This window comes from Bacillus sp. SD075, assembly GCF_017355165.1.
Taxonomy (GTDB): Bacteria; Bacillota; Bacilli; order Bacillales; family DSM-1321; genus Peribacillus.
Genome location: NZ_JADILK010000027.1, coordinates 1 through 25,112 on the forward strand (window position 1 = coordinate 1; position 25,112 = coordinate 25,112).

Below are 25,112 nucleotides of genomic sequence, written 5' to 3' on the forward strand. Positions count from 1 at the left end.
GTTTGTAATTAAAAAAGGGTTTTATATTTCCAGGGACAGTATAGGGCCGGCCTTATTTGAATCGGTTACAATATCATGCGGGGAATGAACAAAATTCAGTGGTGAAACCTTAAGAAGAAGAAAAAATATCAGGTTTTACATTTATCGATTAAGGGTATTTATGTAAGATATTTCAACTTTAATGTTCAATGGGGTATGCAACTACATATAATTTGGAGAAAATGGATAATGCAGAAAGAAAGTGCGTTTAAGTTGCAAAATGGATTATTCCTTGTATAATAATAGTCAAATATAGTCAAAGTCAGAATGGAGGAGGCTGAGTGAGAAACATATCTGATGTTATCGAAACTTATTTAAAGCAAGTACTTGAAATAAGTCAAAAAGATATCTTAGAGATTAAAAGAAGTGAAATAGCAGATAAATTTCAGTGTGTTCCTTCTCAAATCAATTACGTAATCAATACCAGGTTTACGATCGAGAGAGGTTATGTTGTAGAAAGTAAGCGTGGAGGTGGCGGTTATATACGCATCATGAAAGTCGAATCACAGGATTCCGTGCAACTCATCAACCAATTATTATCGCTTATTGGCTCCAGGGTAACTCAATCGATGGCTGAAGGTGTAATTTCAAGGCTGATGAATGAAGACGTCATTAATGAAAGAGAAGCAAAGATTATGATGAGCGTCATAGATAGATCGGTGATTTATATCGACCTACCTGATCGCGATGAGCTTAGGGCAAGAATTTTAACTGCGATGCTTACGACTTTAAAATATAAATGAAACTGGCAGAGGTGATGAACGTTGATTTGCCAAGAATGTCAACAAAGACCTGCTACCCTGCACTTCACCAAAATCATCAATGGAAAGAAGACTGAAGTCATGATTTGTGAGAAATGTGCTCAGGAAAAAGGTGAAATGTTCATGGATGCAGGTGGTCCGGGTTTTTCAATAAATAATTTATTAGCAGGATTGTTGAATATGGAGTCGAATATTCAACAGACAAAGGCAAATGCATTTCCCAAAACGGAAGAGAGGCGTTGCCCGCATTGTCATCGATCTTATAAAGAATTTGTCCATATTGGTAAGTTTGGCTGTGCCGAATGTTATAAGACGTTCAATGAACAGTTAAATCCCATTTTAAAGAGGGTTCATAGCGGCAATACAGCACATATAGGAAAAATTCCAAAAAGGATTGGTGGCACCATATATCTTCGAAAGCAAATTTTGGACTTGAAAGAAGTTTTGAAGGTCCACATTGATCAAGAGGAGTTTGAAAAAGCGGCAGAGGTAAGAGATAAGGTTCGTTCCCTTGAAAAAAGGTATGAAGTACAAGAGGGGGGCGAGGAATTATGAGCTTGGAAAAGTTTGTAGAAAACGCCTTAAGTTCCTGGATGTGTGCCGAAGGTCCGGAAATTGATATTGTATTGAGTTCGCGGATTCGGCTGGCCAGGAATTTCAAGGACTTTACCTTCCCAACCTCCTTTTCTAACGAAGAAGCTAAAAAAATCATTGAATTGGTCAAAAAAAGAATCGAAAAGGAAGTAACACCAGATATTGGGAAACTGGAACTTTTAGAGATTGACCAATTGCAGCCACTGGAAAAACGCGTTCTTGTTGAAAAACATTTAATCAGTCCTCAATTAGTTGAAGATTCGGCGAAAAGTGCATGTCTCCTTTCGGAAAATGAAGAAATAAGTATCATGATAAACGAGGAGGATCATCTCCGTATTCAATGTCTAATGTCGGGGCTGCAGCTAAAGGAAACATTAAAGATTGCAAATGTTCTTGACGATTGGATTGAAGAATCCATAGACTATGCATATGATGAAGAAAGAGGATACCTAACTAGTTGTCCGACTAATGTGGGAACAGGATTAAGGGCTTCAGTCATGATGCATCTTCCGGGCCTGGTCCTTACACAGCAGATGAATAATATCATACCGGCTATCAACCAATTGGGGTTGGTGGTTCGAGGGATTTATGGAGAGGGCAGTCAAGCGTTAGGAAATATTTTTCAAATCTCTAATCAAATTACTCTTGGAAAGTCGGAAAGGGATATCGTTGAAGATCTAACAAGTGTAGTGCAACAAATCATAGCCCAGGAACGGTCAGCGAGGAATGCATTAGAGAGGACTTCCCACATACAATTAGAAGATAGAATTTTCCGTTCATATGGGATTTTGTCCAATGCTCGAATCATCGAGACCAAGGAAGCTGCTACCTGTATCTCCGATGTTAGGTTAGGGATAGATCTTGGGTATATAAAAAATATTTCTAAAAGCATTCTGAATGAGTTGATGATTTTGACGCAGTCGGGATTTTTACAAAAGTATGCAGGCGGCCCATTAAGACCCCATGAAAGGGATATCCGTCGGGCAGCACTCATCCGGGAACGCTTGAATTTCACGGAATCTTCCTCCTCATAGAGGTCATTGACCTCTTTAGGGAGTATCAAATTTCATGTAATAGATATGGAGCACGAAAATGCTTCTGCCATTACTTAAAGAATTGCCAGCAATTTTATTTAAACGAAAATTCTTAAGGAGGAATTCCCTATGATGTTTGGTCGTTTTACTGAAAGAGCCCAGAAAGTATTAGCATTAGCCCAAGAAGAGGCAATCCGTTTAGGTCATAATAATATTGGCACGGAACATATTTTACTTGGTCTGGTCCGAGAAGGTGATGGTATTGCAGCCAAGGCGTTATATGCTCTTGGATTGGGTCCGGATAAGATTCAGAAAGAAGTGGAAAATCTTATTGGTCGCGGACAGGATACAGCTCAAACGATACATTATACCCCAAGAGCGAAGAAAGTCATTGAGCTTTCCATGGATGAGGCAAGAAAATTAGGTCACTCATATGTTGGGACAGAGCATGTTCTTCTAGGTCTTATACGAGAAGGGGAAGGTGTTGCTGCCCGGGTATTGAATAATCTTGGAGTAAGTTTAAATAAAGCCCGACAACAAGTATTACAACTTTTGGGCAGCAATGAATCAGGCGGTCATCAAGGTTCAGCCGCTTCAAATGCAAGCACGCCGACACTGGATGGCCTAGCCCGTGATTTAACGGCGATCGCCAGGGAAGGAAGCTTGGATCCCGTTATCGGAAGAAGTAAGGAAATACAGCGTGTCATTGAGGTACTAAGCCGGCGTACAAAAAATAACCCAGTATTGATCGGTGAACCTGGGGTAGGTAAAACAGCCATTGCTGAAGGGCTTGCCCAACAGATCATCAATAATGAGGTACCTGAAATTTTGCGTGATAAACGCGTAATGACACTTGATATGGGTACTGTTGTGGCTGGTACTAAATATCGTGGTGAATTTGAGGACCGATTGAAGAAAGTTATGGATGAAATCCGTCAGGCAGGAAATATCATCTTATTCATCGATGAATTGCATACATTGATTGGTGCAGGTGGTGCAGAAGGCGCCATTGATGCCTCCAATATCCTTAAGCCATCATTGGCACGTGGTGAATTACAATGTATCGGTGCTACAACTTTGGATGAGTACCGTAAGTATATTGAAAAGGACGCTGCGCTTGAACGCCGTTTCCAGCCAATCCAAGTCGATGAGCCGACTATTTTGGAATCCATCCAAATTCTCAAGGGGCTGCGTGACCGTTATGAGGCACATCACCGCGTATCGATTACTGACGAAGCGATTGATGCCGCAGTCAAATTATCCGACCGTTATATTTCCGATCGCTTTTTACCGGATAAAGCGATTGACTTGATTGATGAAGCTGGTTCCAAGGTTAGGCTTCGTTCCTACACAACGCCACCTAACTTAAAGGAACTTGAAGTAAAGCTAGATGATGTTCGTAAGGAAAAGGATGCTTCCGTTCAGAGTCAGGAATTTGAAAAAGCTGCTTCGCTTCGCGATACAGAACAACGCTTAAGAGAACAATTGGAAGAAACGAAAAAAACTTGGAAAGAAAAACAAGGGCAGGAGAACAGTGAAGTCACAGTGGAAGACATTGCTCATGTCGTATCCAGCTGGACGGGAGTGCCAGTCACTAAATTGGCGCAAACAGAGTCAGACAAACTGCTTAATATGGAGGCAATCCTCCATGATCGTGTAATTGGGCAGGAAGAGGCCGTCATTGCGGTTTCTAAAGCGGTAAGACGTGCAAGAGCAGGTTTGAAAGATCCTAAGCGTCCAATTGGTTCATTCATCTTCTTGGGACCTACAGGGGTCGGTAAAACCGAGCTGGCCCGTGCTTTAGCTGAATCCATTTTTGGTGATGAAGATGCCATGATCCGCATCGATATGTCCGAATATATGGAGAAACATTCGACTTCACGTCTTGTTGGGTCCCCTCCAGGATATGTTGGATACGAAGAAGGCGGTCAGTTAACGGAAAAAGTGCGGAGGAAACCATACTCCGTCGTTCTGCTTGATGAAATAGAAAAGGCGCATCCGGATGTCTTCAATATTCTTCTTCAAGTATTGGAAGACGGAAGACTGACAGATTCCAAGGGACGTACTGTCGATTTCAGGAATACCATTCTGATTATGACATCGAATGTAGGGGCGTCGGCCCTGAAAACTGATAAGTATGTCGGTTTTAACATCCAGGATACTGGCCAGGATTATAAAAATATGAAAGGGAAAGTGATGGAAGAACTAAAACGTGCATTCCGTCCGGAATTCCTGAATCGTATCGATGAAACTATCGTGTTCCACTCATTAGAGAAGGATCATTTGAAACAAATCGTTACATTAATGTCAAATCAGCTTACTACCCGTTTGAAAGAACAGGAGATATACTTGGAGATGACTGATGCGGCTAGAGAAAAAATTGCTACGGAAGGTTTTGATCCGGAATATGGGGCACGGCCAATCCGCAGGGCGCTTCAGAAGCATGTAGAAGATTATCTATCCGAAGAGTTGCTTAAGGGCAACGTGAAAAAAGGGCAAACGGTCGTAATGGATGTCGTGAATAATGAGTTTGCAATCCGACAAGGAGAGCCTGTTAATGTAAGTGAATAACCTGATCCTAAACTTCGAGGTACACGCAGATTCTTTTGCAGTGTACCTCTGTTTTTTATCCATAGGTAGATATGAGTATAAATGGAACAAGCAGGGTGAATATTTTTTGAAAAAACTTAGCCTTAAGAAGGTTTAAATAAAACAGAGATATAATATCCTTAATATAGATATTTTTCCCAAAGGAAGAGGAGTAATTTATGGCTGTAAAGAAGAAAACGAAATTCATGTGTCAGTCTTGTGGTTATGAGTCCGCGAAATGGATGGGGAAATGCCCAGGATGCGGTGAATGGAACAAAATGGTCGAGGAAACCGAAATCGTTAAACCAGCTAGAAAAGGCGCTTTTACCCATTCAGAGGTTAGAGGTTCCGGGGAACGGGAGAAGGCAGCACCCATAACGACTATTCAATCAGAAAAGGAACCACGGATTAAGACGGATTTAATGGAATTGAATCGTGCCCTTGGGGGCGGGATCGTACAGGGATCCCTTGTATTGATCGGTGGAGATCCGGGTATCGGAAAGTCCACCCTGCTTTTACAGGTATCATCCCAATTGGCGCATAAACAGAAAAAAGTGCTTTATATATCAGGTGAAGAATCAGTCAAGCAGACCAAATTGAGAGCGGACCGGCTTGGGACCATGTCGGAAAATCTATACGTTTATGCCGAAACCGACATGGACTATATCCAACAGGCAATTACAGAGGTAAAACCAGATTTGGTCATTATTGACTCCATTCAAACGGTATACCATTCGGAGGTTACATCTGCCCCAGGAAGCGTTTCACAAGTAAGGGAATGCACAGCCTCACTCATGCGCATCGCTAAAACGAACGGGATCGCTATTTTTATCGTCGGGCACGTTACAAAGGAAGGGGCCATCGCAGGGCCACGGCTGCTTGAGCACATGGTTGACACCGTTTTATATTTTGAAGGGGAAAGACACCATACATATCGGATTATACGTGCGGTCAAAAATCGCTTTGGTTCGACGAATGAGATGGGTATTTTTGAAATGAAAGAACATGGTTTGGAAGAGGTTGCGAATCCATCGGAAATTTTTCTTGAAGAACGGTCGCAAGGAGCCTCGGGCTCCACAGTCGTCGCTTCCATGGAGGGCACAAGGCCAGTGCTTGTCGAAATTCAAGCATTGATTTCACCTACAAGTTTTGGAAATCCAAGGCGAATGGCCACGGGAATTGACCACAATCGAGTTTCGCTTTTAATGGCTGTTCTGGAAAAGAGAGTTGGATTGCTGCTCCAAAACCAAGATGCGTATTTAAAGGTTGCTGGTGGCGTCAAGCTGGATGAACCGGCAATTGACCTGGCGGTTGCAATAAGCATTGCATCAAGCTTCCGTGATAAACCAACAAACCCTGCCGATTGCATTATTGGTGAAGTGGGGCTGACCGGGGAGGTAAGAAGGGTGTCACGAATTGAACAAAGGGTGCAGGAAGCAGCGAAATTAGGGTTTGAGCGGGTTATAATTCCGGCTAATAATATAGGGGGATGGACTGCGCCGAAAGGCATTAAGATCGTTGGTGTTTCATCGGTGTCGGAGGCTCTTAAACAAACGTTAGGGGGTTAAGTATGACAGATAAAAAAGGGTATGAGAAAACAAAATTGGAAATTCTGCAAATTGTAGCTCCGGGTACCCCGCTTCGGGAGGGAATTGAAAATGTCCTGAGGGCAAATACAGGTGGTTTGATAGTCGTCGGATATAACGAGAAGGTGCGAACGATCGTAGATGGCGGATTCGAAATCAACTGCAGCTGTACTCCAAGCACATTATATGAGTTGGCGAAGATGGACGGGGCCATCATTTTAAATGAAACTGCCGATAAGATCATTTTTGCAAATGCCCAATTAGTGCCGGATAATAGTACGCCTTCCACTGAAACGGGAATGAGGCATAGGACGGCGGAACGTGTGGCAAGGGAGACCAAGTCGTTGGTCGTCGCAATCTCACAACGCCGGAATGTCATCACTTTATATCAAGGCAATTTCCGGTATGCCCTTAAAGATATAGGAGTCATACTTGCCAAGGCTAATTTAGCCATCCAGACCTTGGAAAAATACAAGGTGGTCCTTCAGCAGAGCATATCCGTTTTAGGAGCGCTCGAGTTTGAGGAAATCGTGACCTATGCCGACCTTTTGCAGGTATTTCACCGTTATGTAATGGTGCTCAGAATCAAGGCGGAGCTATTAACATACCTTAATGAACTTGGTACAGAGGGAAGGTTGATCCGTTTGCAAATGAATGAAATTCTGGCGGATATTGAAACGGAGGGAAAATGGCTTATCAAGGATTATACCTCCAGTAATGATGAAAATCCCGAGGAAATCATTTCCAGGCTTCAAGAGTTGGCCATGCAGGAAAAACTGGATGAAAGCATTCTTCTAAAGGTGCTGGGCTATCATGGATACATACATCTTGATGAGTCAGTGCATCCCCGTGGTTACCGTATTCTTCATAAAATCCCACGCTTGCCGGGTTTGATCATCGAAAATTTAGTGAAACAGTTCGGGAGCTTTGGTGAAGTCAATAAAGCAACGGTTGAAAACCTTGACGATGTGGAGGGGATAGGCGAAGTCCGGGCCAATAAAATCAAAGAAGGACTCCGCATTTTAAAAAATCAGCTGGTCACAAATAGAAGGATGTAAGGGGCAGCTGACCTTCAAGACTTACCTGAATCAGCCTGAAATTGATCGGTGTTTATTTTTGACACTCAAAACTTAGGGTGCTAGGCTAATATTACGAAAAAGAGAAGAATTCATATTTGTAAATCCACTAATTCCTTAAGTGAATTTAACGTATATAATGAAAACGAATTTTCGAAGGTTTCATTTTATTTTATTGGTCAATAATGAGTAGAGGGAGGTGAAAGGGATGTTAAAACGCATTATACAAGCATGCTTCTTAATAGTCGGCGGAACACTTGGTATGTTACTTATTCCAGAATTATTAATTGTTTTACATGCAGACGATATTGCTTTAATAAACAATCCTTATGTAAGTGTACTGTTGGGTGCCATTATCTTTTATCTTATTACTTTTTGGGCTGTAGATCATGTGATCTATTTTATGAAGTGGCTGGAGGAACAGCTTGTAAAGATACCAAGTACGGATATAATCTTTGGCAGCGTCGGTCTTTTAGTGGGACTGCTTGCGGCGTTCTTGGTTGGCTCCGCCTTCAGTGCCATCAAGGTTCCTATTTTAAATACAGTGGTTCCTATCATCCTTACGCTTTTATTTGGTTATCTTGGTTTCCAGGTGGGCTTTAAAAAACGTGATGAACTATTGAATTTATTTACGAAAAGCAATAAGAAAAAGAATGCTGACGGTGAAGCAAGTGAAGAGGATGAAGAGGGGTATAGCAAGCGGCTGAAGATTCTCGATACAAGCGTCATCATTGACGGTAGAATTGCGGATATCTGTCAAACAGGCTTTCTGGAGGGCACCATAGTCATTCCTCAATTCGTATTAAACGAACTGCAGCATATTGCCGATTCATCTGATGCATTGAAAAGGAATCGTGGAAGACGTGGTTTGGATATCTTGAATCGGATTCAAAAAGACCTTCCGATTAAAGTGGAGATGTACGAAGGGGATTTTGAAGACGTCCAGGAAGTGGACAGTAAACTGGTGAAGCTTGCCAAAATATCGGGCGGAATGGTCGTTACCAATGATTTCAATTTAAACAAAGTATGCGAGTTTCAAAATGTGGCGGTCCTTAATATCAATGACCTGGCCAATGCGGTTAAACCTGTTGTACTTCCTGGGGAAGAGATGAATGTTCAGGTCATAAAGGACGGGAAAGAGCAGAACCAGGGCATCGCTTATTTAGACGATGGCACGATGATCGTTGTCGAAGGTGGCCGTGACCATATCGGGAAGCGCATCGATGTACTTGTCACAAGTGTATTGCAAACATCTGCAGGCCGTATGATATTCGCTAAACCGAAACTATTAGAAAAAGCATTATAAAGAAGAGTAGGAGAAACCGTTATGTTTTATGAAGTAGTGATACCTGCAGCTGGACAAGGCAAAAGAATGAAGGCGGGCAAGAATAAACTTTTTATTGAACTATCGGGTATTCCGATTATTGTTTATACACTGCGTGTCTTCGAAGAAGATCCTGACTGTCGGGGGATTATCCTTTCGATAAACCCGGCAGAAAAGGGTTATTTCAGTCAATTGATAGCAGCGTATGGGCTTAAAAAGGTCAAGAAACTGGTCATGGGTGGCAAGGAGCGCCAACAAAGCGTTCATAATGGACTGCAACATGCAGGAGAAGAAATCATCCTGGTCCACGACGGTGCCCGCCCTTTTATCAATCTTGGGCAAATCAGTGAATTGACCACTGCCGCCTCCCTTCATGGAGGTGCCGTAATTGCAGTGCCAGTTAAGGATACGATTAAAAAAGCGGCAAATAAAAAGGTAGTGGAGACAGTGGAACGATCAAGCTTGTGGGCGGTGCAAACTCCACAAGCTTTTCGTGTATCCATATTAAAAAGGGCATATGAACAGGCTGAAGCGGAAGCGTTTTTAGGGACGGATGATGCAAGTTTGCTAGAGCGGATCAATGAACAGGTAGTTATTATTGAGGGCAATTATGATAATATTAAAATTACGACTCGGGAAGACCTATATTTTGCAGAAGCGATTTTACATAAACAACAACATGGAAAACGATGATTGGGGAGAATGATATGTTTAGAATAGGACAAGGATATGACGTTCATCAGCTTGTGGAGGGAAGGCCTTTGATTATTGGCGGGATTACGATTCCGTATGAGAAAGGCTTGCTAGGGCATTCGGATGCGGATGTCCTTCTGCATACTGTTGCTGATGCCTGCTTGGGGGCAATTGGTGCAGGGGATATCGGTAAGCATTTTCCGGATACCGATCCTGAATTTAAAGATGCCGATTCGGCAAAACTGCTGCAGTATATTTGGGCGATTGTAAAAAAAGAAGGATATTCCCTAGGCAATGCGGATTGTACAATCATTGCACAAACCCCGAAAATGGCACCGTATATTGAGGAAATGCGAGGCAGGATTGCTGAACTTTTAGATGCGTCGATAGACAGAATTAATGTAAAGGCGACCACTACCGAGAAGCTGGGATTTACCGGCAGGAGCGAAGGGATTGCGGCACAGGCTGTGGTCTTATTGGTTAAATCAAACTAAATCGTTTTTAGAGTGGATGCCTTTATCCCAATGTATTTAAATGATAATATATACAATAGAATAGAACGACTGGGAGGTCTATATATATCATGAGCAGCGATATTCGAGTTCGCTATGCACCGAGTCCGACTGGACATTTACATATTGGTAATGCACGGACTGCTTTATTTAATTATTTATACGCACGAAATAAAGGCGGGAAATTCATCATCCGTATTGAAGATACCGACAAAAAGAGAAATATTGAAGGCGGAGAGGAAAGTCAGCTTAAATATTTGAAATGGCTTGGTATGGATTGGGATGAAGGTGTTGATGTTGGCGGTGAATACGGGCCATATCGTCAATCCGAAAGGAACGACCTTTATCAGGAATTGTATCAAGGACTTTTAGATAAAGGTTTGGCATATAAATGCTATTGTACGGAAGAGGAGCTTGAAACAGAGCGTGAAGGACAGGTCGAACGGAATGAAACACCAAAATATTCAGGGAAGTGTAAGCATTTAACTGAAGAAGAGAAAGCGAATCTAGTGGCTCAAGGAAGAAAACCGAGCATTCGCTTTGACGTTCCAGCGGGAAAGGTCCTTACTTTCAAAGATATGGTTAAAGATGAGGTTTCGTTTGAAACAGATGGCTTTGGTGATTTTGTCATCGTTAAAAAGGATGGCATTCCAACCTATAACTTTGCAGTGGCAGTCGATGATCACTTGATGAAGATTTCCCATGTCCTTCGCGGTGATGATCATATCTCCAATACTCCAAAACAATTGATGATTTATGAAGCTTTCGGCTGGGAACCACCGGTATTCGGACATATGACACTGATTGTAAACGAAAGCAGGAAGAAACTGAGTAAACGTGATGAGTCGATCATTCAATTCATTGAGCAATATGAAGCGCTTGGTTATGTACCTGAAGCCTTATTCAATTTCATTACACTACTAGGGTGGTCTCCGGTTGGCGAAGAGGAGATTTTCACGAAGGAAGAATTCATTAATCTTTTCGATGCTGATCGGCTGTCTAAATCACCTGCACTTTTCGATAAACAAAAACTTACATGGATGAATAACCAATATGTGAAGCAATTGGACGAAAATCGTGCAGTGGAATTGTCAATGCCTCACTTAATTAAAGCAGGGAAGGTTTCTGAGACACTGACTGCAGAAGAAGAAGAGTGGGTACATGGGCTAGTTTCCCTTTTCCAAGAGCAAATGAGCTATGGAGCGGAAATAGTTGAGTTATCTGAACTGTTTTTCAAGGATGAGGTCGTATTCGAGGAAGAAGCTAAGGAAGTGCTGGCTGAAGAACAGGTACCGGAAGTCATGAAGGCTTTCCTTAAGGAGATCGAAGGGCTTGAAGTATTTAATGCGGATGAAATCAAGAAGTCGATAAAAGCCGTACAAAAAAGCACAGGTCACAAAGGGAAAAAATTATTCATGCCGATAAGAGCGGCCGTCACGGGTCAAACACATGGTCCTGACTTGCCTAAGGCGATTTCATTACTGGGCAAGGAAAAAATTAAACAGCGTATTCAGAGTATTTTATATTAACAATTTGTCGAAAATGTAATATAGTATTTAATAATCTTACAAAAGAACGCGTAGATGGGGAGAAGTAAGTAAACGAAGCTTTTTAGAGAGAACCATAACCTGCTGAAAGTGGTTCAAGCCTCTCGTTTTCCGAAATGCACCCTTGAGTCCTTTGCTGAACTAACCTATAGTAGGCACAGGCGGAATGTCCTCCGTTACAGGGATTAAAGTTGGGGATGGGAAAACAGGAAAAAGCTTTACCTGGTTCGTACATTCCAAACAGAGTGGAACCGCGCTTTAAGCGTCTCTGTCTATTTGGACAGAGACGCTTTTTTATATGCTTTAAAAGCTTCAAAAGGGGATGTTGGAAAAGGACGGAACATAGGGGGGAATCATTTTGTTAAAGATGTTTAAAGAAGATATCGAAGTGGTTTTTGATCAAGATCCTGCGGCGCGCAGCTATTTGGAAGTCATATTGACGTACGCGGGTTTACATGCGATTTGGAGTCATAGGATGGCTCACGCACTATTTAAGAAGAAATTCTTTTTCCTGGCAAGAAGTATATCTCAAATCAGTCGGTTTTTTACCGGGATTGAAATTCATCCAGGGGCTACGATTGGCCGACGTTTCTTCATTGACCATGGAATGGGGATCGTCATTGGCGAAACTTGTGAAATTGGCGACAATGTATCTGTCTTTCAAGGTGTAACCCTTGGGGGGACCGGAAAGGAAAAAGGAAAACGTCATCCTACGATAAAAGATAATGTGTTGATTGCTACAGGAGCAAAAGTGCTGGGTTCCATCACTGTTGGGGAAAACTCAAAGATCGGTGCAGGATCGGTCGTTTTAAAGGAAGTGCCGCCTAATTCTACAGTGGTGGGCATTCCAGGAAAAGTGGTCATTCAAGATGGTATCAAAATTAATAAAGACCTAAATCATTGTGATCTTCCTGATCCAATTGCTGATCGCTTTAAGGAATTGGATAGTGAAATCAAGACCTTAAGAGCGAAGCTGGCTGAACAGAAGCAGGAAGAAAGGAGTCTATAATATGGCGATTAAAATATATAACACAGCTACAAGAAAAAAGGAAACCTTCGTCCCGATTGAAGAGGGTAAGGTGAAGATGTACGTATGCGGACCCACTGTCTATAACTACATTCATATTGGTAATGCAAGACCGGCAATCGTATTCGATGCCGTTCGGAGGTATTTGGAATACCGTGGATATGATGTTCAATTCGTTTCGAACTTTACGGATGTGGATGATAAGCTGATTCGTGCGGCAAAAGAATTGGGGGAAGATGTCCCTACCATATCAGAGCGTTTCATCAAGGCTTATTTTGAAGACGTGTCCGCATTGGGTTGCAAAAAAGCGGATGCTCACCCAACCGTAATGGAGAATATGGATGCAATCATTGAATTCATCTCGACATTGATTGAGAAAGGATTCGCTTATGAATCTGAAGGGGATGTGTATTACCGCACCCGTAAGTTTGAGGGTTATGGAAAACTTTCACATCAGTCCATCGATGAGCTGCGAGTGGGGGCACGTATCGAAATAGGGGAGAAAAAACAAGATGCCCTTGATTTTGCCCTTTGGAAAACGGCCAAGGATGATGAAATATCTTGGGAGAGCCCATGGGGGAAGGGGCGCCCTGGCTGGCATATCGAATGCTCCGCAATGGTTAAAAAGTATTTGGGTGATACAATCGATATTCATGCAGGAGGTCAAGATCTGGCTTTCCCGCATCATGAAAATGAAATTGCACAATCCGAAGCATTGACGGGCAAAACGTTTGCGAATTATTGGATGCATAACGGGTATATAAATATTGAAAATGAAAAAATGTCTAAGTCCCTAGGCAATTTCGTCCTTGTGCATGACATCATAAAGAAGCATGATCCACAAGTGTTACGCTTCTTTATGTTGTCTGTACATTACCGTCACCCCATCAATTATAGTGAAGAAGTGCTTGAAAATGTAAAAGCGTCCCTTGATCGCTTAAGGACATCATATCAAAACTTAAAGCATCGCCTTCAAGTAAGTGATGGATTGACTGAGAATGATGATGTTTGGTTGGAGAAACTTAATGAATTACATGAACAATTCATTAAGGAAATGGACGATGATTTCAACACAGCTAATGCGATATCCATGCTCTTTGAACTTTCCAAACAGGCAAATTATTACTTGATGGAGAAAAACACAGACAAGGAAGTGATTGATGCTTTCCTTGATAAATTCAACATCTTATTTTCTGTCCTAGGTTTGTCCCTTGAAGAAGAGGGGCTTTTGGATGAAGAAATCGAAGGGTTGATACAGCAGAGAATTCAAGCGCGGAAAGACCGCAATTTTGGGTTATCTGATGAAATTCGTGATCGCTTGAAAAACATGAATATCATATTAGAGGATACCCCTCAAGGTACAAGATGGAAAAGAGGGTAATTAATGCTTCATTACGATAGTAAGGTAGATGCAAAAATGCTGAACAGTCTTGCTTTAGCATATATAGGTGATGCTGTATACGAAACGTATATACGGCATCACCTCATTCAAAAAGGAGCAGTCAAGCCCAATCTGCTTCACAAAAAAGCTACATCTTTTGTAGCTGCTAAAGCGCAAAATAAAATCATCCACTTTTTCCTGGAGTCAGATCGGTTATCGGAAGAGGAATCCGCTGTCGTCCGGCGCGGCCGAAATGCAAAATCCGGTACGGTTCCGAAGAATACAGATGTGCAAACGTATCGCTACAGTACAGCCTTCGAGGCACTTATGGGATTTTTGTATTTATCCGGTCGAATAGAAAGAATGGAAGAACTCATCAAAAAATCCATTGAATACATTGAAGAAGAAAAGGGGAGTAACCCATGAGCGAAGAATATATCATTGGCAGAAACCCCGTATTGGAAGCACTTCGCTCCGAACGGGATATTAATAAAATTTGGATAGCCGAGGGCTCGCAAAAAGGCTCAATGCAACCTCTTATCGGTCTGGCGAAGGAAAAGAAGGTATTCGTGCAAATCGTACCGAAGAAAAAAATTGACCAAATGGCAGAAGGCATCCATCAAGGCGTTATTGCACAAGTTGCTGCATATGAATATGTGGAGTTGGATGACTTATTCGCAAAAGCGGCTGAACGGGACGAAGCACCATTTTTCATGATTCTTGATGAAGTTGAGGATCCGCATAATTTAGGTTCGATCATGAGGACGGCTGATGCAGTCGGGGCCCATGGAATCATCATTCCAAAAAGAAGAGCGGTGGGCTTGACGGCAACAGTGGCAAAAGCTTCGACGGGTGCAATCGAATATATTCCGGTGGCCCGCGTTACAAATTTGGCAAGAGCAGTGGAAGAGCTGAAAGAGCGAGGGGTATGGATAGTCGGTACCGATGCGAAAGGCAGCGATGATTACCGTAACATGGACGGAAAGATGCCTATCGGACTTGTTATTGGCAGCGAAGGAAAAGGTATGGCCAGGTTAATGAAGGACAAATGTGATTTTCTCATCCGTCTCCCTATGGCAGGACAAGTAACTTCGTTAAATGCATCGGTAGCAGCCGGTTTATTGATGTATGAGGTTTATAGAAAAAGAAATCCCCTAGGGCAATGATGCAATGAATATTCTGTTGGTGGACGGTTATAACATTATTGGAGCTTGGCCGGAACTGAGAGAATTAAAAGAACGGGATCTTGCTGCCGCAAGAGATCGATTGATAGAAATGATGGCGGAATATCAAGCATTTACCGGATATCGTGTAATTGTTGTATTTGACGCTCAATATGTTCAGGGAATTGCCCGCATATTCAAAAATCACAAAGTTGATGTAATTTTTACAAAAGAAAATGAAACTGCGGATGAAAGAATAGAAAAGATGGCCATTGAACTGAATAATGTCAAAACGCAAATTCAAGTGGCAACTTCCGACTTTACGGAACAGTGGGTGATCTTTGGCCAAGGGGCCCTAAGGAAATCTGCTCGTGAACTGCTTATTGAAATGGAAGAAATTCAAGGTGAAATCAAGAAAGATGTAAGAAAAACAACGACGATAAGACCCGTGGCTAAAATTCCTTTAAGTGAAGAAGTGGCAGAAATTTTCGAAAAATGGCGCCGGGGTAAAATTTGAGCCATTGACGGGTAAAATTTACCTGCTGTATAATATTTCTATCTGAGTCAGGTCAGGGGGATAAAATGTGGGTCTCAAATTCGGAATGAAGCTGAACGAAAAGTATCTGCAGTTTGAGGATGATGAATTGATAGGGTTGGTGCACACTGGAGACAGTGAAGCGCTAGATTATTTGATCCAAAAGTATCGTAATTTTGTAAGAGCGAAGGCAAGGACTTATTTCTTGATTGGTGCCGATAAGGAAGACATCGTGCAAGAAGGTATGATTGGTTTATATAAAGCAGTCCGTGATTTTAAAGGGGATAAGTTATCTTCTTTTAAAGCATTTGCAGAACTATGCATTACAAGGCAGATCATTACAGCTATCAAAACAGCAACACGTCAAAAACATATTCCGCTCAATTCCTATGTTTCCCTGGACAAGCCCATTTATGATGAGGAATCGGATCGAACTCTAATGGATATTATATCGGGTACGAAAGTTTTGGACCCGGAAGAACTGATCATCAACCAAGAAGAGTTTGACGATATCGAATTAAAGATGGCCGAGCTCCTGAGTGATCTTGAGAGAAAAGTGTTAGCTCTTTACCTGGATGGACAAACCTACCAAGAAATTTCGGAAGAGTTGAACCGGCATGTTAAGTCAATCGACAACGCCCTTCAGCGGGTGAAAAGAAAGCTCGAGCGCTATCTGGAAGTAAGGGAAATCAGTTTATAATCCCTCCGCTTTTTCCGCTTAATTTCATCTGTCCCTTCTCCACATGGAAGTTTATTATTCACTATGATTTTTTAATGGAAGTTAAGTAAACCGCGCTTTTGATTTTTCGAGGTCCATAATGGGCTAAACCGCTTTGATATTGACAATAAAAAACAGTCGTGATAAGGTTTTATGGATATAGTAGATAGGATAGGTGTATCTAATGCGAAAAAAAATAGTTCTTGCCTGCACTGATTGCGGTTCAAGGAATTATAGTTATGAGAGTAAACAATCGACAAGCGGCGAACGACTGGAAATCAAGAAATTTTGCAGTACGTGCAACTCACACTCGATTCATAAAGAAACGAAATAACCGTTTTATAAATAGATTGACAGAAGCTTCTAATGCTTGGAGGATACATTCATGAAACGTCTTACCGAATTTTTCAGCGGAGTAGCTCGCGAAATGCAAAAAGTAAGCTGGCCGAAACGCAAGGAGCTTACCAAATATACAATCGTGGTAGTAACGACTGTATTGTTTATGGCTTTATTCTTTACAGTGGTCGATTTGGGCATTTCTGAATTAATTCGCTTAGTTATTGAATAAGAGGTTCGAAAATAAGGTATAATAGTGATAGAATAATATGTGTCAGCAGAAAAGCCCGGAAACGGGTTTTTTAATTTGTCTTTTTTAAGAAGTGAAGAAGATTAAAATTGAGCACTGCTGTAATATGAATCATCATAATATATTCTAGTTAAGTCGGGATGACGCCGGTATTGTTTTTTGGCTAAAACGTTCAAAGATAAAGATTAATAAAGAAAATGATTGATTGCAGGGAGGGAAGGACGTTAAAGTCCTAACACATGGAAAAGAATTGGTATGTAGTTCACACCTATTCAGGTTATGAAAACAAAGTTAAGGCTAACTTGGAAAAACGTGTTGAAACTATGGGGATGGAAGACAAGATCTTTCGCGTTGTAGTTCCAGAAGAAGAAGAAACAGAAGTGAAAGATGGCAAAAAGAAAGTGACCAAAAAGAAAGTTTTTCCGGGGTATGTATTGGTTGAGATCATCATGACGGATGATTCATGGTATGTTGTCCGGAATACGCCTGGCGTAACAGGTTTCGTAGGTTCATCTGGAGCTGGGTCAAAACCGACTGCGTTGCTGCCGGAAGAAATTGAAGTCGTTCTTAAACGAATGGGCGTGGATGAAAGTAAAATCGAAGTTGATTTTGAACTCGGTGATACGGTTCAAGTTAAAGAAGGACCATTTGCAACCTTTGCAGGGCCGATTGAAGAACTAGATAAAGACAAAGGGAAAGTAAGGGTCCTAGTCAATATGTTCGGTCGTGATACACCGGTTGAACTTGATTTTAATCAAGTGGAAAAATTATAAACGGAAAAAAACTTGAAATTGCCTTTTGAAAGTGGTAAAATTTCAAAGGTCAGTATGTTTCAATTTTTAGGCCTCAACGATACAAGCATTCTTTATTAATATATAAAGAATTCAAGATGAGTGGGAGGGTATTACCCTATTACCACATCACGGACTTATAAGGAGGTGTGTCTCGTGGCTAAAAAAGTAATTAAAATGGTTAAATTGCAAATTCCTGCTGGTAAAGCGAATCCGGCACCGCCAGTCGGTCCTGCATTAGGTCAAGCTGGTGTAAACATCATGGGATTCTGTAAGGAGTTCAACGCTCGTACAGCAGATCAAGCTGGTCTAATTATTCCTGTTGAAATCACGGTATTTGAAGACCGTTCATTTACATTCATTACAAAAACTCCACCGGCTGCAGTATTGCTTAAGAAAGTAGCTGGTATAGAGTCTGGTTCTGGTGAACCTAACCGTAAAAAAGTTGCTACAGTCAAGCGTGATCAAGTGCGCGAGATTGCTGAAACTAAAATGCCTGACCTAAACGCTGCAAGTGTTGAAGCTGCAATGCGTATGGTTGAAGGTACTGCTCGCAGCATGGGTATTGTCATCGAAGACTAATCCATGTAATTGCTATTTGTTTCTACGGGGTTGCGATTGATACTCGCAACCTTTATTCGTGGGAGGTCATTCCGTTAAAACCACAATTTAGGAGGATTTATATCATGGCGAAAAAAGGTAAAAAGTATCTTGAAGCAGCTAAGCTTGTAGAAGTTTCTAAGGCTTATGCTGTAACTGAAGCAATCGAAGTTGCTAAAAAAGCAAACTTCGCAAAATTCGATGCGACTGTTGAAGTTGCTTTCCGTTTAGGTGTAGACCCTAAGAAAGCTGACCAACAAATTCGTGGAGCTGTTGTGCTTCCGAACGGTACTGGTAAAACTCAACGCGTATTAGTGTTCGCTAAAGGTGAAAAAGCAAAAGAAGCGGAAGCTGCTGGTGCTGACTACGTTGGCGATTCTGAATTCATCAACAAAATCCAACAAGGATGGTTCGAATTCGATGTAATCGTTGCGACTCCAGACATGATGGGTGAAGTTGGTAAACTTGGCCGTGTATTAGGACCTAAAGGATTAATGCCTAACCCTAAAACTGGCACAGTAACATTCGACGTAACAAAAGCTGTTAATGAAATCAAAGCTGGTAAAGTTGAATACCGCGTAGATAAAGCTGGTAACATCCATGCTCCAATCGGTAAAGTATCTTTCGAAGATGCTAAACTAGTGGAAAACTTCACTACTATCTATGATACATTAATGAAAGTTAAACCTGCGGCTGCTAAAGGAACTTACATGAAAAACGTTTCTGTAACAACTACTATGGGCCCTGGTGTGAAAGTTGATCCTTCTACTTTCAATAAATAATTGACATTCCAAAACTATTGTTGTTATAATAAGTTTTGTTGTGAATAAATGAATATCATTTGTACCGTAGACAGTAGGTGCTCATTACGAGCTTAATTCCCTGCCGAGGTAATTCGATAATAATAGTCCTTGACTATGACTTTTGAAATTACTGCCTTCATGTCTGCAATAGAGATGAAGGCTTTTTCTTTGAAACGGTATAAATGTTTTCAAGCAAATCTACAGGAGGTGTAAGGATGAACGCTATTATTGAACAAAAGCAAAAAATCGTTGCTGAGATTACTGGTAAATTAACTGCAAGCCAATCTACAGTAGTTGTTGACTACCGCGGATTGACTGTTGCTGAGTTAACAGAACTTCGTAAGCAACTTCGTGAAGCTGGCGTTGAGTTTAAAGTTTACAAAAACTCTTTAACTCGTCGTGCTGCTGAAAGTGCTGAACTTAGCACTTTGAACGAATCATTAACAGGACCAAACGCAATTGCATTCTCAACTGAAGATGTTATTGCACCAGCAAAAATCCTTAACGATTTTGCGAAAAAACATGAAGCTTTAGAAATCAAAGCTGGAGTTATCGAAGGAAATGTTGCAACTGCTGAAGAAATTAAAGCTCTTGCAGAACTACCTTCACGCGAAGGCCTACTTTCAATGCTACTCAGCGTGCTTCAAGCACCTATGCGCGGACTTGCTCTTGCTACAAAAGCTGTTGCAGAGCAAAAAGAAGAACAAGGCGCGTAAGCTAACCGCTTATATAGCCTACTGATTCAAAAAAAACCAACCATTTCGAGGAGGAAATAAAAATGACTAAAGATCAAATCATTGAAGCAGTTAAAAATATGACTGTTTTAGAATTAAACGACCTTGTAAAAGCAATCGAAGAAGAATTTGGCGTAACTGCTGCTGCACCTGTAGCTGTAGCTGCTGCTGGTGGCGCTGCTGCTGAAGAAAAAACTGAGTTTGATGTAATCCTTACATCTGCTGGAGATCAAAAAATCAAAGTTATCAAAGCTGTACGTGAAGTTACAGGTCTTGGACTTAAAGAAGCGAAAGAACTTGTTGACAACACTCCAAAAGCAATCAAAGAAGCTGCTTCTAAAGAAGAAGCTGAAGAAATCAAAGCTAAACTTGAAGAAGTTGGAGCTGGCGTTGAAGTTAAGTAATCTTGCATAAACAAAAAGCTCGCTATCACTGGCGGGCTTTTTTTCTTCATTTTAAAGAAATGACGGAAACTAGCTGTTAATGGTTTGATAACGAGGGTTTCGTTATTCGAACATTCCGGCGTGCAAGCATCCATTCTTCAATTCTCTTCTCTCATTAAATCTTCAATATTCCTTTCTGATAGGGGGAGATGACTCTGACAGAGCATTACTACTCACATAAACCGGATGTCGTAAGCAATCCTAAATTTTGGGATTTCACATTAAAGGGACGTACCTTTCGCTTCAAAAGTGATAATGGTGTTTTTTCGAAGAAGGAAGTTGATTTCGGATCGCGTCTTTTGGTTGAGAGTTTTAACCTTAATGAAGCTGTGGAAGGAGATATTCTCGATGTCGGTTGCGGTTATGGACCAATCGGAATATCAATTGCGGCAGCTTATCCCGATAGAACGATAGAAATGATTGATATAAATAGCCGGGCAGTTGAATTGTCAAAAGAGAATGCCGCTTTCAATGGGATTGCAAATGTGAAGATTTACGAAAGTGATCGTTTTGACAAAGTTGGCTCCAATCAATTCGCGGCGATTCTTACGAACCCTCCCATTCGCGCAGGTAAAAGTGTAGTCCACGAAATTTTAGAAGAAAGCTATCGCAGTTTGGTAGCTGGTGGAGAATTATGGGTTGTCATTCAAAAAAAACAAGGGGCTCCATCCGCCATGGATAAAATGGAGCAATTATTTGGAAATGTTGAAGTGCCCGTTAAGAAAAAAGGTTACTATATACTATTAGCCAAAAAGGTTTGACTCTAAATTTTCGCTATGTTAGTATTATAAAATGCATATATATAATTCCGTAACTATGCAATTTTTATACCATTGGTGTATAACCAATGGATAATATGGGAAAAATATATAAATAATAGTTCGTTTTATGAGAAATAGTGGTTTTTAAAATAAAAACCATTTTCTTTTTGTCTATGGAAATGATTCCTTTTCCGAGGCAAATGGATCCTTATAACGCTTGATTTAAGGGGTGAATCAGTTGACAGGTCAACTTGTTCAGTATGGACGACACCGCCAACGTAGAAGTTATGCAAGAATCAGTGAGGTTTTGGATCTTCCGAATCTGATTGAAATTCAAACAGCTTCTTATCAATGGTTTCTAGATGTAGGTTTAAAGGAAATGTTCCAGGATATTTCTCCTATTGAGGATTTTACAGGTAATTTATCGTTAGAATTCATCGATTACAGCTTAGCTGAACCGAAGTATTCTGTGGAAGAAACAAAAGAACGCGATGTTACGTATTCTGCACCACTTCGTGTGAAAGTGCGCCTTGTTAACAAAGAAACAGGGGAAGTGAAAGACCAGGATGTATTTATGGGTGACTTCCCGCTGATGACTGAAACAGGTACATTTGTCATCAATGGTGCTGAACGGGTAATTGTATCCCAATTAGTGCGCTCACCGAGTGTTTACTACAACGGGAAAATGGATAAAAACGGTAAGCTTGGATTCTCTGCGACCGTTATTCCTAACCGTGGCGCATGGCTCGAATATGAAACAGACGCCAAGGATGTTGTGTATGTTCGAATCGACCGCACCAGGAAATTACCGATCACGGTATTGATGCGTGCCCTTGGATTCGGAACAGATCAAGAAATCATCGATTTGATCGGAGACAACGAATATCTTCGCAACACTCTTGAAAAGGATAACACCGAGAGTGTAGAAAAAGCATTACTGGAAATCTATGAGCGTCTACGCCCAGGTGAACCGCCTACTGTCGAAAACGCGAAAAGTCTTTTAGTATCACGCTTTTTTGATCCGAAACGTTATGATTTAGCTAATGTAGGCCGTTATAAAATAAACAAAAAACTGCATATTAAGAACCGTTTATTCGGACAACGTATTGCAGAGACTTTGATTGACCCTGAAACAGGTGAAATCATCGTTGAAAAAGGTACAATGCTTGATCGTCGGACCCTTGATAGGATTCTGCCTCATATTGAAGGTGGAATCGGATTCAAAACATTCCATCCATCAGGTGGCGTAGTAGAAGAAGAAACTCTTCTTCAACCTATTAAAGTGTTTGCACCAAACGATGCTGAAGGCGAAAAAGTGATCAATATCATCGGTAATGCCTATGTGACCGACCAGGTCAAAAACATTACACCGGCTGATATTATTTCTTCCATCAGTTATTTCTTTAACTTATTGCATGGTGTGGGAATCACGGATGACATTGACCATTTAGGTAACCGTCGTCTGCGTTCCGTTGGTGAATTGCTGCAGAACCAATTTAGAATTGGTTTATCCCGTATGGAGCGTGTTGTCCGTGAAAGAATGTCCATTCAGGATACGAATACAATCACTCCACAGCAACTAATCAACATTCGTCCGGTCATTGCATCCATTAAAGAGTTCTTTGGAAGCTCACAGCTTTCCCAGTTCATGGATCAAACGAACCCGTTGGCTGAATTGACGCATAAGCGTCGTCTATCTGCATTAGGACCTGGTGGTCTGACACGTGAGCGTGCTGGCTTTGAAGTACGTGACGTTCATTATTCCCACTATGGCCGCATGTGTCCGATCGAAACGCCTGAGGGACCGAATATTGGCTTGATTAACTCGTTATCCAGTTTTGCAAAGGTTAACCCATATGGCTTCATTGAAACACCATACCGCCGCGTGGACCCTGAAACAGGTAAAATTACAAGCCAAATCGACTACTTAACAGCTGATGAGGAAGATAATTATGTAGTTGCCCAAGCGAATGTCCGATTGTCAGATGACGGATCATTCCTTGATAATGATGTTGTTGCACGTTTCCGCGGTGAAAATACCGTTGTTCCGCGTGACCGCGTAGATTACATGGATGTTTCGCCTAAACAGGTCGTATCTGCTGCGACAGCATGTATTCCTTTCTTGGAAAATGATGACTCCAACCGTGCCCTTATGGGAGCGAACATGCAACGTCAAGCAGTTCCTTTGCTGCAACCGGAAGCTCCTCGAGTCGGAACGGGTATGGAGTATGTTTCAGCGAAAGACTCCGGTGCTGCTGTAATCTGTAAGCATCCTGGTATCGTAGAGCACGTTGAATCACGTGAAGTATGGGTACGCAGGGTAAGTGAGGTTGACGGACAGCAAGTAAAAGGAAACCTTGATAAATACCGACTATTAAAATTCATCCGTTCTAACCAAGGAACGTGCTATAATCAACGCCCTATCGTAAGTGTTGGCGACAACGTTGTAAAAGGTGAAATTCTTGCTGATGGTCCTTCAATGGAAAAAGGTGAGTTGGCACTTGGACGTAACGTATTGGTTGCTTTCATGACATGGGATGGATATAACTATGAGGATGCCATCATCATGAGTGAACGATTGGTTAAAGATGATGTGTACACTTCTATTCATATTGAAGAATATGAATCTGAATCACGCGATACAAAATTAGGACCTGAAGAAATCACGCGTGATATCCCTAATGTAGGGGAAGATGCGCTTCGTAATCTTGATGAGCGCGGAATAATCCGTGTGGGTGCTGAAGTGAAAGACGGAGACCTTCTCGTAGGTAAAGTCACGCCTAAAGGTGTTACGGAACTGACTGCTGAGGAACGTCTATTACATGCAATCTTCGGTGAAAAAGCACGTGAAGTAAGGGATACATCACTTCGTGTACCTCACGGCGGCGGAGGAATCGTTCTTGATGTTAAAGTATTCAACAGAGAAGACGGCGATGAACTGCCTCCTGGTGTAAACCAGCTCGCACGTGTATATATCGTTCAAAAACGTAAAATCCATGAAGGCGATAAAATGGCTGGACGACATGGTAACAAAGGGGTAATCTCCAGGATTCTTCCTGAAGAAGATATGCCTTATTTACCAGATGGCACTCCGGTCGACATCATGTTAAACCCATTGGGTGTACCTTCGCGTATGAACATCGGTCAGGTGTTGGAGCTTCACTTAGGTATGGCTGCACGCGCACTTGGCATTCATGTAGCATCTCCTGTATTTGATGGTGCCACTGAGGAAGATGTTTGGGGTACGATTGAAGAAGCCGGGATGTCCCGTGATGCAAAAACTGTCCTTTATGATGGCCGTTCAGGTGAAGCGTTCGATAACCGTGTATCAGTTGGTGTCATGTATATGATCAAACTGGCACATATGGTCGATGATAAACTTCATGCACGTTCAACTGGACCTTACTCCCTTGTTACGCAGCAACCACTTGGTGGTAAAGCGCAATTTGGTGGACAGCGTTTCGGTGAGATGGAAGTATGGGCACTTGAAGCTTATGGTGCTGCCTATACATTACAAGAAATCCTAACCGTTAAATCCGATGATGTCGTAGGTCGTGTTAAAACGTACGAAGCGATTGTCAAAGGTGAAAATGTCCCTGAACCAGGCGTTCCTGAGTCCTTCAAAGTATTGATTAAGGAGCTTCAAAGTTTAGGATTGGATGTTAAAATTCTCAATGCCGAAGATCGTGAAATCGAAATGCGTGATTTGGAAGATGAAGACGAAGCCAACCAAGCGGACAAATTAAGCCTTGATTCAGAAACTAAAGATATGGTCGCTTCCGAAGTAGGGGCACCTGTCAAAGAATAAAATTAAA

The 25,112-nt window shown here is 41.6% G+C and carries 25 protein-coding genes and 2 other annotated features; all 25 genes read left to right on the forward strand.

Going from position 1 to position 25,112, the window contains the following annotated elements:
• The first annotated feature begins 320 nt into the window (after nt 1-320).
• The 25 genes from IOC57_RS16710 (at nt 321) to rpoB (ending at nt 25,105) form a co-directional block, all read left to right on the forward strand.
• On the forward strand, nt 321-782 hold the full coding sequence (locus IOC57_RS16710) for a CtsR family transcriptional regulator (protein ID WP_048677843.1): 462 nt from the start codon (nt 321-323) through the stop codon (nt 780-782).
• 21 nt (nt 783-803) lie between these two features.
• Nucleotides 804-1,355 carry a protein-arginine kinase activator protein McsA gene (mcsA, locus tag IOC57_RS16715; RefSeq protein WP_207439788.1) on the forward strand — a complete coding sequence of 184 codons (552 nt, stop codon included), beginning with the start codon at nt 804-806 and terminating at the stop codon, nt 1,353-1,355.
• The gene (mcsB, locus tag IOC57_RS16720; RefSeq protein WP_207439789.1) at nt 1,352-2,428 is read left to right on the forward strand and encodes a protein-arginine kinase McsB; all 1,077 of its coding nucleotides are present in this window, start codon (nt 1,352-1,354) and stop codon (nt 2,426-2,428) included. Before mcsA ends, mcsB begins: the two co-directional genes overlap by 4 nt.
• Before the next feature lie 129 nt (nt 2,429-2,557).
• The gene (gene clpC / locus IOC57_RS16725) at nt 2,558-4,999 is read left to right on the forward strand and encodes an ATP-dependent protease ATP-binding subunit ClpC (RefSeq protein WP_207439790.1); all 2,442 of its coding nucleotides are present in this window, start codon (nt 2,558-2,560) and stop codon (nt 4,997-4,999) included.
• A 197-nt stretch (nt 5,000-5,196) separates the two neighbouring features.
• Nucleotides 5,197-6,585 carry a DNA repair protein RadA gene (gene radA / locus IOC57_RS16730; RefSeq protein ID WP_207439791.1) on the forward strand — a complete coding sequence of 463 codons (1,389 nt, stop codon included), beginning with the start codon at nt 5,197-5,199 and terminating at the stop codon, nt 6,583-6,585.
• A 2-nt stretch (nt 6,586-6,587) separates the two neighbouring features.
• Nucleotides 6,588-7,661: a DNA integrity scanning diadenylate cyclase DisA gene (gene disA / locus IOC57_RS16735; RefSeq protein WP_207439792.1), complete on the forward strand. Its 1,074-nt coding sequence runs from the start codon at nt 6,588-6,590 to the stop codon at nt 7,659-7,661.
• Nucleotides 7,662-7,887: 226 nt separating this feature from the next.
• Nucleotides 7,888-8,985, forward strand: a complete 1,098-nt coding sequence (locus IOC57_RS16740; protein WP_207439793.1) for a PIN/TRAM domain-containing protein — start codon at nt 7,888-7,890, stop codon at nt 8,983-8,985.
• Nucleotides 8,986-9,006: 21 nt separating this feature from the next.
• Nucleotides 9,007-9,696 (forward strand): 2-C-methyl-D-erythritol 4-phosphate cytidylyltransferase, encoded by a 690-nt coding sequence (gene ispD, locus IOC57_RS16745; RefSeq protein ID WP_207439794.1) that lies wholly within the window; start codon nt 9,007-9,009, stop codon nt 9,694-9,696.
• A 14-nt stretch (nt 9,697-9,710) separates the two neighbouring features.
• The gene (ispF, locus tag IOC57_RS16750; RefSeq protein ID WP_207439795.1) at nt 9,711-10,190 is read left to right on the forward strand and encodes a 2-C-methyl-D-erythritol 2,4-cyclodiphosphate synthase; all 480 of its coding nucleotides are present in this window, start codon (nt 9,711-9,713) and stop codon (nt 10,188-10,190) included.
• Between the two features lie 89 nt (nt 10,191-10,279).
• On the forward strand, nt 10,280-11,737 hold the full coding sequence (gene gltX / locus IOC57_RS16755; protein WP_207439796.1) for a glutamate--tRNA ligase: 1,458 nt from the start codon (nt 10,280-10,282) through the stop codon (nt 11,735-11,737).
• A gap of 42 nt (nt 11,738-11,779) precedes the next feature.
• Nucleotides 11,780-12,028: a binding site (T-box leader), on the forward strand.
• 94 nt (nt 12,029-12,122) lie between these two features.
• Nucleotides 12,123-12,764 (forward strand): serine O-acetyltransferase, encoded by a 642-nt coding sequence (cysE, locus tag IOC57_RS16760; RefSeq protein WP_286184951.1) that lies wholly within the window; start codon nt 12,123-12,125, stop codon nt 12,762-12,764.
• 1 nt (nt 12,765) lies between these two features.
• On the forward strand, nt 12,766-14,163 hold the full coding sequence (gene cysS, locus IOC57_RS16765) for a cysteine--tRNA ligase (RefSeq protein WP_207439797.1): 1,398 nt from the start codon (nt 12,766-12,768) through the stop codon (nt 14,161-14,163).
• 3 nt (nt 14,164-14,166) lie between these two features.
• Nucleotides 14,167-14,589, forward strand: coding sequence for a Mini-ribonuclease 3 (locus IOC57_RS16770; RefSeq protein ID WP_207439798.1), 423 nt, complete (start codon nt 14,167-14,169; stop codon nt 14,587-14,589).
• The gene (gene rlmB / locus IOC57_RS16775; RefSeq protein WP_063235788.1) at nt 14,586-15,329 is read left to right on the forward strand and encodes a 23S rRNA (guanosine(2251)-2'-O)-methyltransferase RlmB; all 744 of its coding nucleotides are present in this window, start codon (nt 14,586-14,588) and stop codon (nt 15,327-15,329) included. The genes IOC57_RS16770 and rlmB overlap by 4 nt, the downstream gene beginning before the upstream one ends.
• Nucleotides 15,330-15,333: 4 nt before the next feature.
• A complete protein-coding gene (locus tag IOC57_RS16780) occupies nt 15,334-15,843 on the forward strand; it encodes an NYN domain-containing protein (protein WP_034305067.1) in 510 nt (169 codons plus the stop codon).
• Between the two features lie 85 nt (nt 15,844-15,928).
• Nucleotides 15,929-16,561, forward strand: coding sequence for an RNA polymerase sporulation sigma factor SigH (gene sigH, locus IOC57_RS16785; RefSeq protein ID WP_094246690.1), 633 nt, complete (start codon nt 15,929-15,931; stop codon nt 16,559-16,561).
• Nucleotides 16,562-16,763: 202 nt separating this feature from the next.
• Nucleotides 16,764-16,913 carry a 50S ribosomal protein L33 gene (gene rpmG, locus IOC57_RS16790; protein WP_081113075.1) on the forward strand — a complete coding sequence of 50 codons (150 nt, stop codon included), beginning with the start codon at nt 16,764-16,766 and terminating at the stop codon, nt 16,911-16,913.
• A gap of 51 nt (nt 16,914-16,964) precedes the next feature.
• On the forward strand, nt 16,965-17,147 hold the full coding sequence (secE, locus tag IOC57_RS16795) for a preprotein translocase subunit SecE (protein WP_053349076.1): 183 nt from the start codon (nt 16,965-16,967) through the stop codon (nt 17,145-17,147).
• A gap of 257 nt (nt 17,148-17,404) precedes the next feature.
• Nucleotides 17,405-17,938 (forward strand): transcription termination/antitermination protein NusG, encoded by a 534-nt coding sequence (gene nusG, locus IOC57_RS16800; protein ID WP_063235790.1) that lies wholly within the window; start codon nt 17,405-17,407, stop codon nt 17,936-17,938.
• Nucleotides 17,939-18,112: 174 nt separating this feature from the next.
• Nucleotides 18,113-18,538 (forward strand): 50S ribosomal protein L11, encoded by a 426-nt coding sequence (gene rplK, locus IOC57_RS16805; protein WP_063235791.1) that lies wholly within the window; start codon nt 18,113-18,115, stop codon nt 18,536-18,538.
• 104 nt (nt 18,539-18,642) lie between these two features.
• The gene (gene rplA, locus IOC57_RS16810; protein WP_207439799.1) at nt 18,643-19,338 is read left to right on the forward strand and encodes a 50S ribosomal protein L1; all 696 of its coding nucleotides are present in this window, start codon (nt 18,643-18,645) and stop codon (nt 19,336-19,338) included.
• A 46-nt stretch (nt 19,339-19,384) separates the two neighbouring features.
• Nucleotides 19,385-19,535 (forward strand) — a sequence feature (ribosomal protein L10 leader region).
• A gap of 39 nt (nt 19,536-19,574) precedes the next feature.
• Nucleotides 19,575-20,075, forward strand: coding sequence for a 50S ribosomal protein L10 (gene rplJ / locus IOC57_RS16815; protein WP_207439800.1), 501 nt, complete (start codon nt 19,575-19,577; stop codon nt 20,073-20,075).
• A 62-nt stretch (nt 20,076-20,137) separates the two neighbouring features.
• Nucleotides 20,138-20,497 carry a 50S ribosomal protein L7/L12 gene (gene rplL, locus IOC57_RS16820; protein ID WP_034305050.1) on the forward strand — a complete coding sequence of 120 codons (360 nt, stop codon included), beginning with the start codon at nt 20,138-20,140 and terminating at the stop codon, nt 20,495-20,497.
• A gap of 194 nt (nt 20,498-20,691) precedes the next feature.
• Nucleotides 20,692-21,297, forward strand: coding sequence for a class I SAM-dependent methyltransferase (locus IOC57_RS16825; RefSeq protein ID WP_207439821.1), 606 nt, complete (start codon nt 20,692-20,694; stop codon nt 21,295-21,297).
• A 238-nt stretch (nt 21,298-21,535) separates the two neighbouring features.
• A complete protein-coding gene (gene rpoB, locus IOC57_RS16830; protein ID WP_048677874.1) occupies nt 21,536-25,105 on the forward strand; it encodes a DNA-directed RNA polymerase subunit beta in 3,570 nt (1,189 codons plus the stop codon).
• Nucleotides 25,106-25,112 lie beyond the last annotated feature (7 nt).

Excerpts from the sequence above, each read along its gene's own strand:
- mcsB (WP_207439789.1), top strand. The coding sequence starts at position 1,352 with ATGAGCTTGGAAAAGTTTGTAGAAAACGCCTTAAGTTCCTGGATGTGT.
- clpC (WP_207439790.1), top strand. The coding sequence starts at position 2,558 with ATGATGTTTGGTCGTTTTACTGAAAGAGCCCAGAAAGTATTAGCATTA.
- radA (WP_207439791.1), top strand. The coding sequence starts at position 5,197 with ATGGCTGTAAAGAAGAAAACGAAATTCATGTGTCAGTCTTGTGGTTAT.
- disA (WP_207439792.1), top strand. The coding sequence starts at position 6,588 with ATGACAGATAAAAAAGGGTATGAGAAAACAAAATTGGAAATTCTGCAA.
- IOC57_RS16740 (WP_207439793.1), top strand. The coding sequence starts at position 7,888 with ATGTTAAAACGCATTATACAAGCATGCTTCTTAATAGTCGGCGGAACA.
- ispD (WP_207439794.1), top strand. The coding sequence starts at position 9,007 with ATGTTTTATGAAGTAGTGATACCTGCAGCTGGACAAGGCAAAAGAATG.
- ispF (WP_207439795.1), top strand. The coding sequence starts at position 9,711 with ATGTTTAGAATAGGACAAGGATATGACGTTCATCAGCTTGTGGAGGGA.
- gltX (WP_207439796.1), top strand. The coding sequence starts at position 10,280 with ATGAGCAGCGATATTCGAGTTCGCTATGCACCGAGTCCGACTGGACAT.
- cysE (WP_286184951.1), top strand. The coding sequence starts at position 12,123 with ATGTTTAAAGAAGATATCGAAGTGGTTTTTGATCAAGATCCTGCGGCG.
- cysS (WP_207439797.1), top strand. The coding sequence starts at position 12,766 with ATGGCGATTAAAATATATAACACAGCTACAAGAAAAAAGGAAACCTTC.
- IOC57_RS16770 (WP_207439798.1), top strand. The coding sequence starts at position 14,167 with ATGCTTCATTACGATAGTAAGGTAGATGCAAAAATGCTGAACAGTCTT.
- rlmB (WP_063235788.1), top strand. The coding sequence starts at position 14,586 with ATGAGCGAAGAATATATCATTGGCAGAAACCCCGTATTGGAAGCACTT.
- IOC57_RS16780 (WP_034305067.1), top strand. The coding sequence starts at position 15,334 with ATGAATATTCTGTTGGTGGACGGTTATAACATTATTGGAGCTTGGCCG.
- sigH (WP_094246690.1), top strand. The coding sequence starts at position 15,929 with ATGAAGCTGAACGAAAAGTATCTGCAGTTTGAGGATGATGAATTGATA.
- rpmG (WP_081113075.1), top strand. The coding sequence starts at position 16,764 with ATGCGAAAAAAAATAGTTCTTGCCTGCACTGATTGCGGTTCAAGGAAT.
- secE (WP_053349076.1), top strand. The coding sequence starts at position 16,965 with ATGAAACGTCTTACCGAATTTTTCAGCGGAGTAGCTCGCGAAATGCAA.
- nusG (WP_063235790.1), top strand. The coding sequence starts at position 17,405 with ATGGAAAAGAATTGGTATGTAGTTCACACCTATTCAGGTTATGAAAAC.
- rplA (WP_207439799.1), top strand. The coding sequence starts at position 18,643 with ATGGCGAAAAAAGGTAAAAAGTATCTTGAAGCAGCTAAGCTTGTAGAA.
- rplJ (WP_207439800.1), top strand. The coding sequence starts at position 19,575 with ATGAACGCTATTATTGAACAAAAGCAAAAAATCGTTGCTGAGATTACT.
- rplL (WP_034305050.1), top strand. The coding sequence starts at position 20,138 with ATGACTAAAGATCAAATCATTGAAGCAGTTAAAAATATGACTGTTTTA.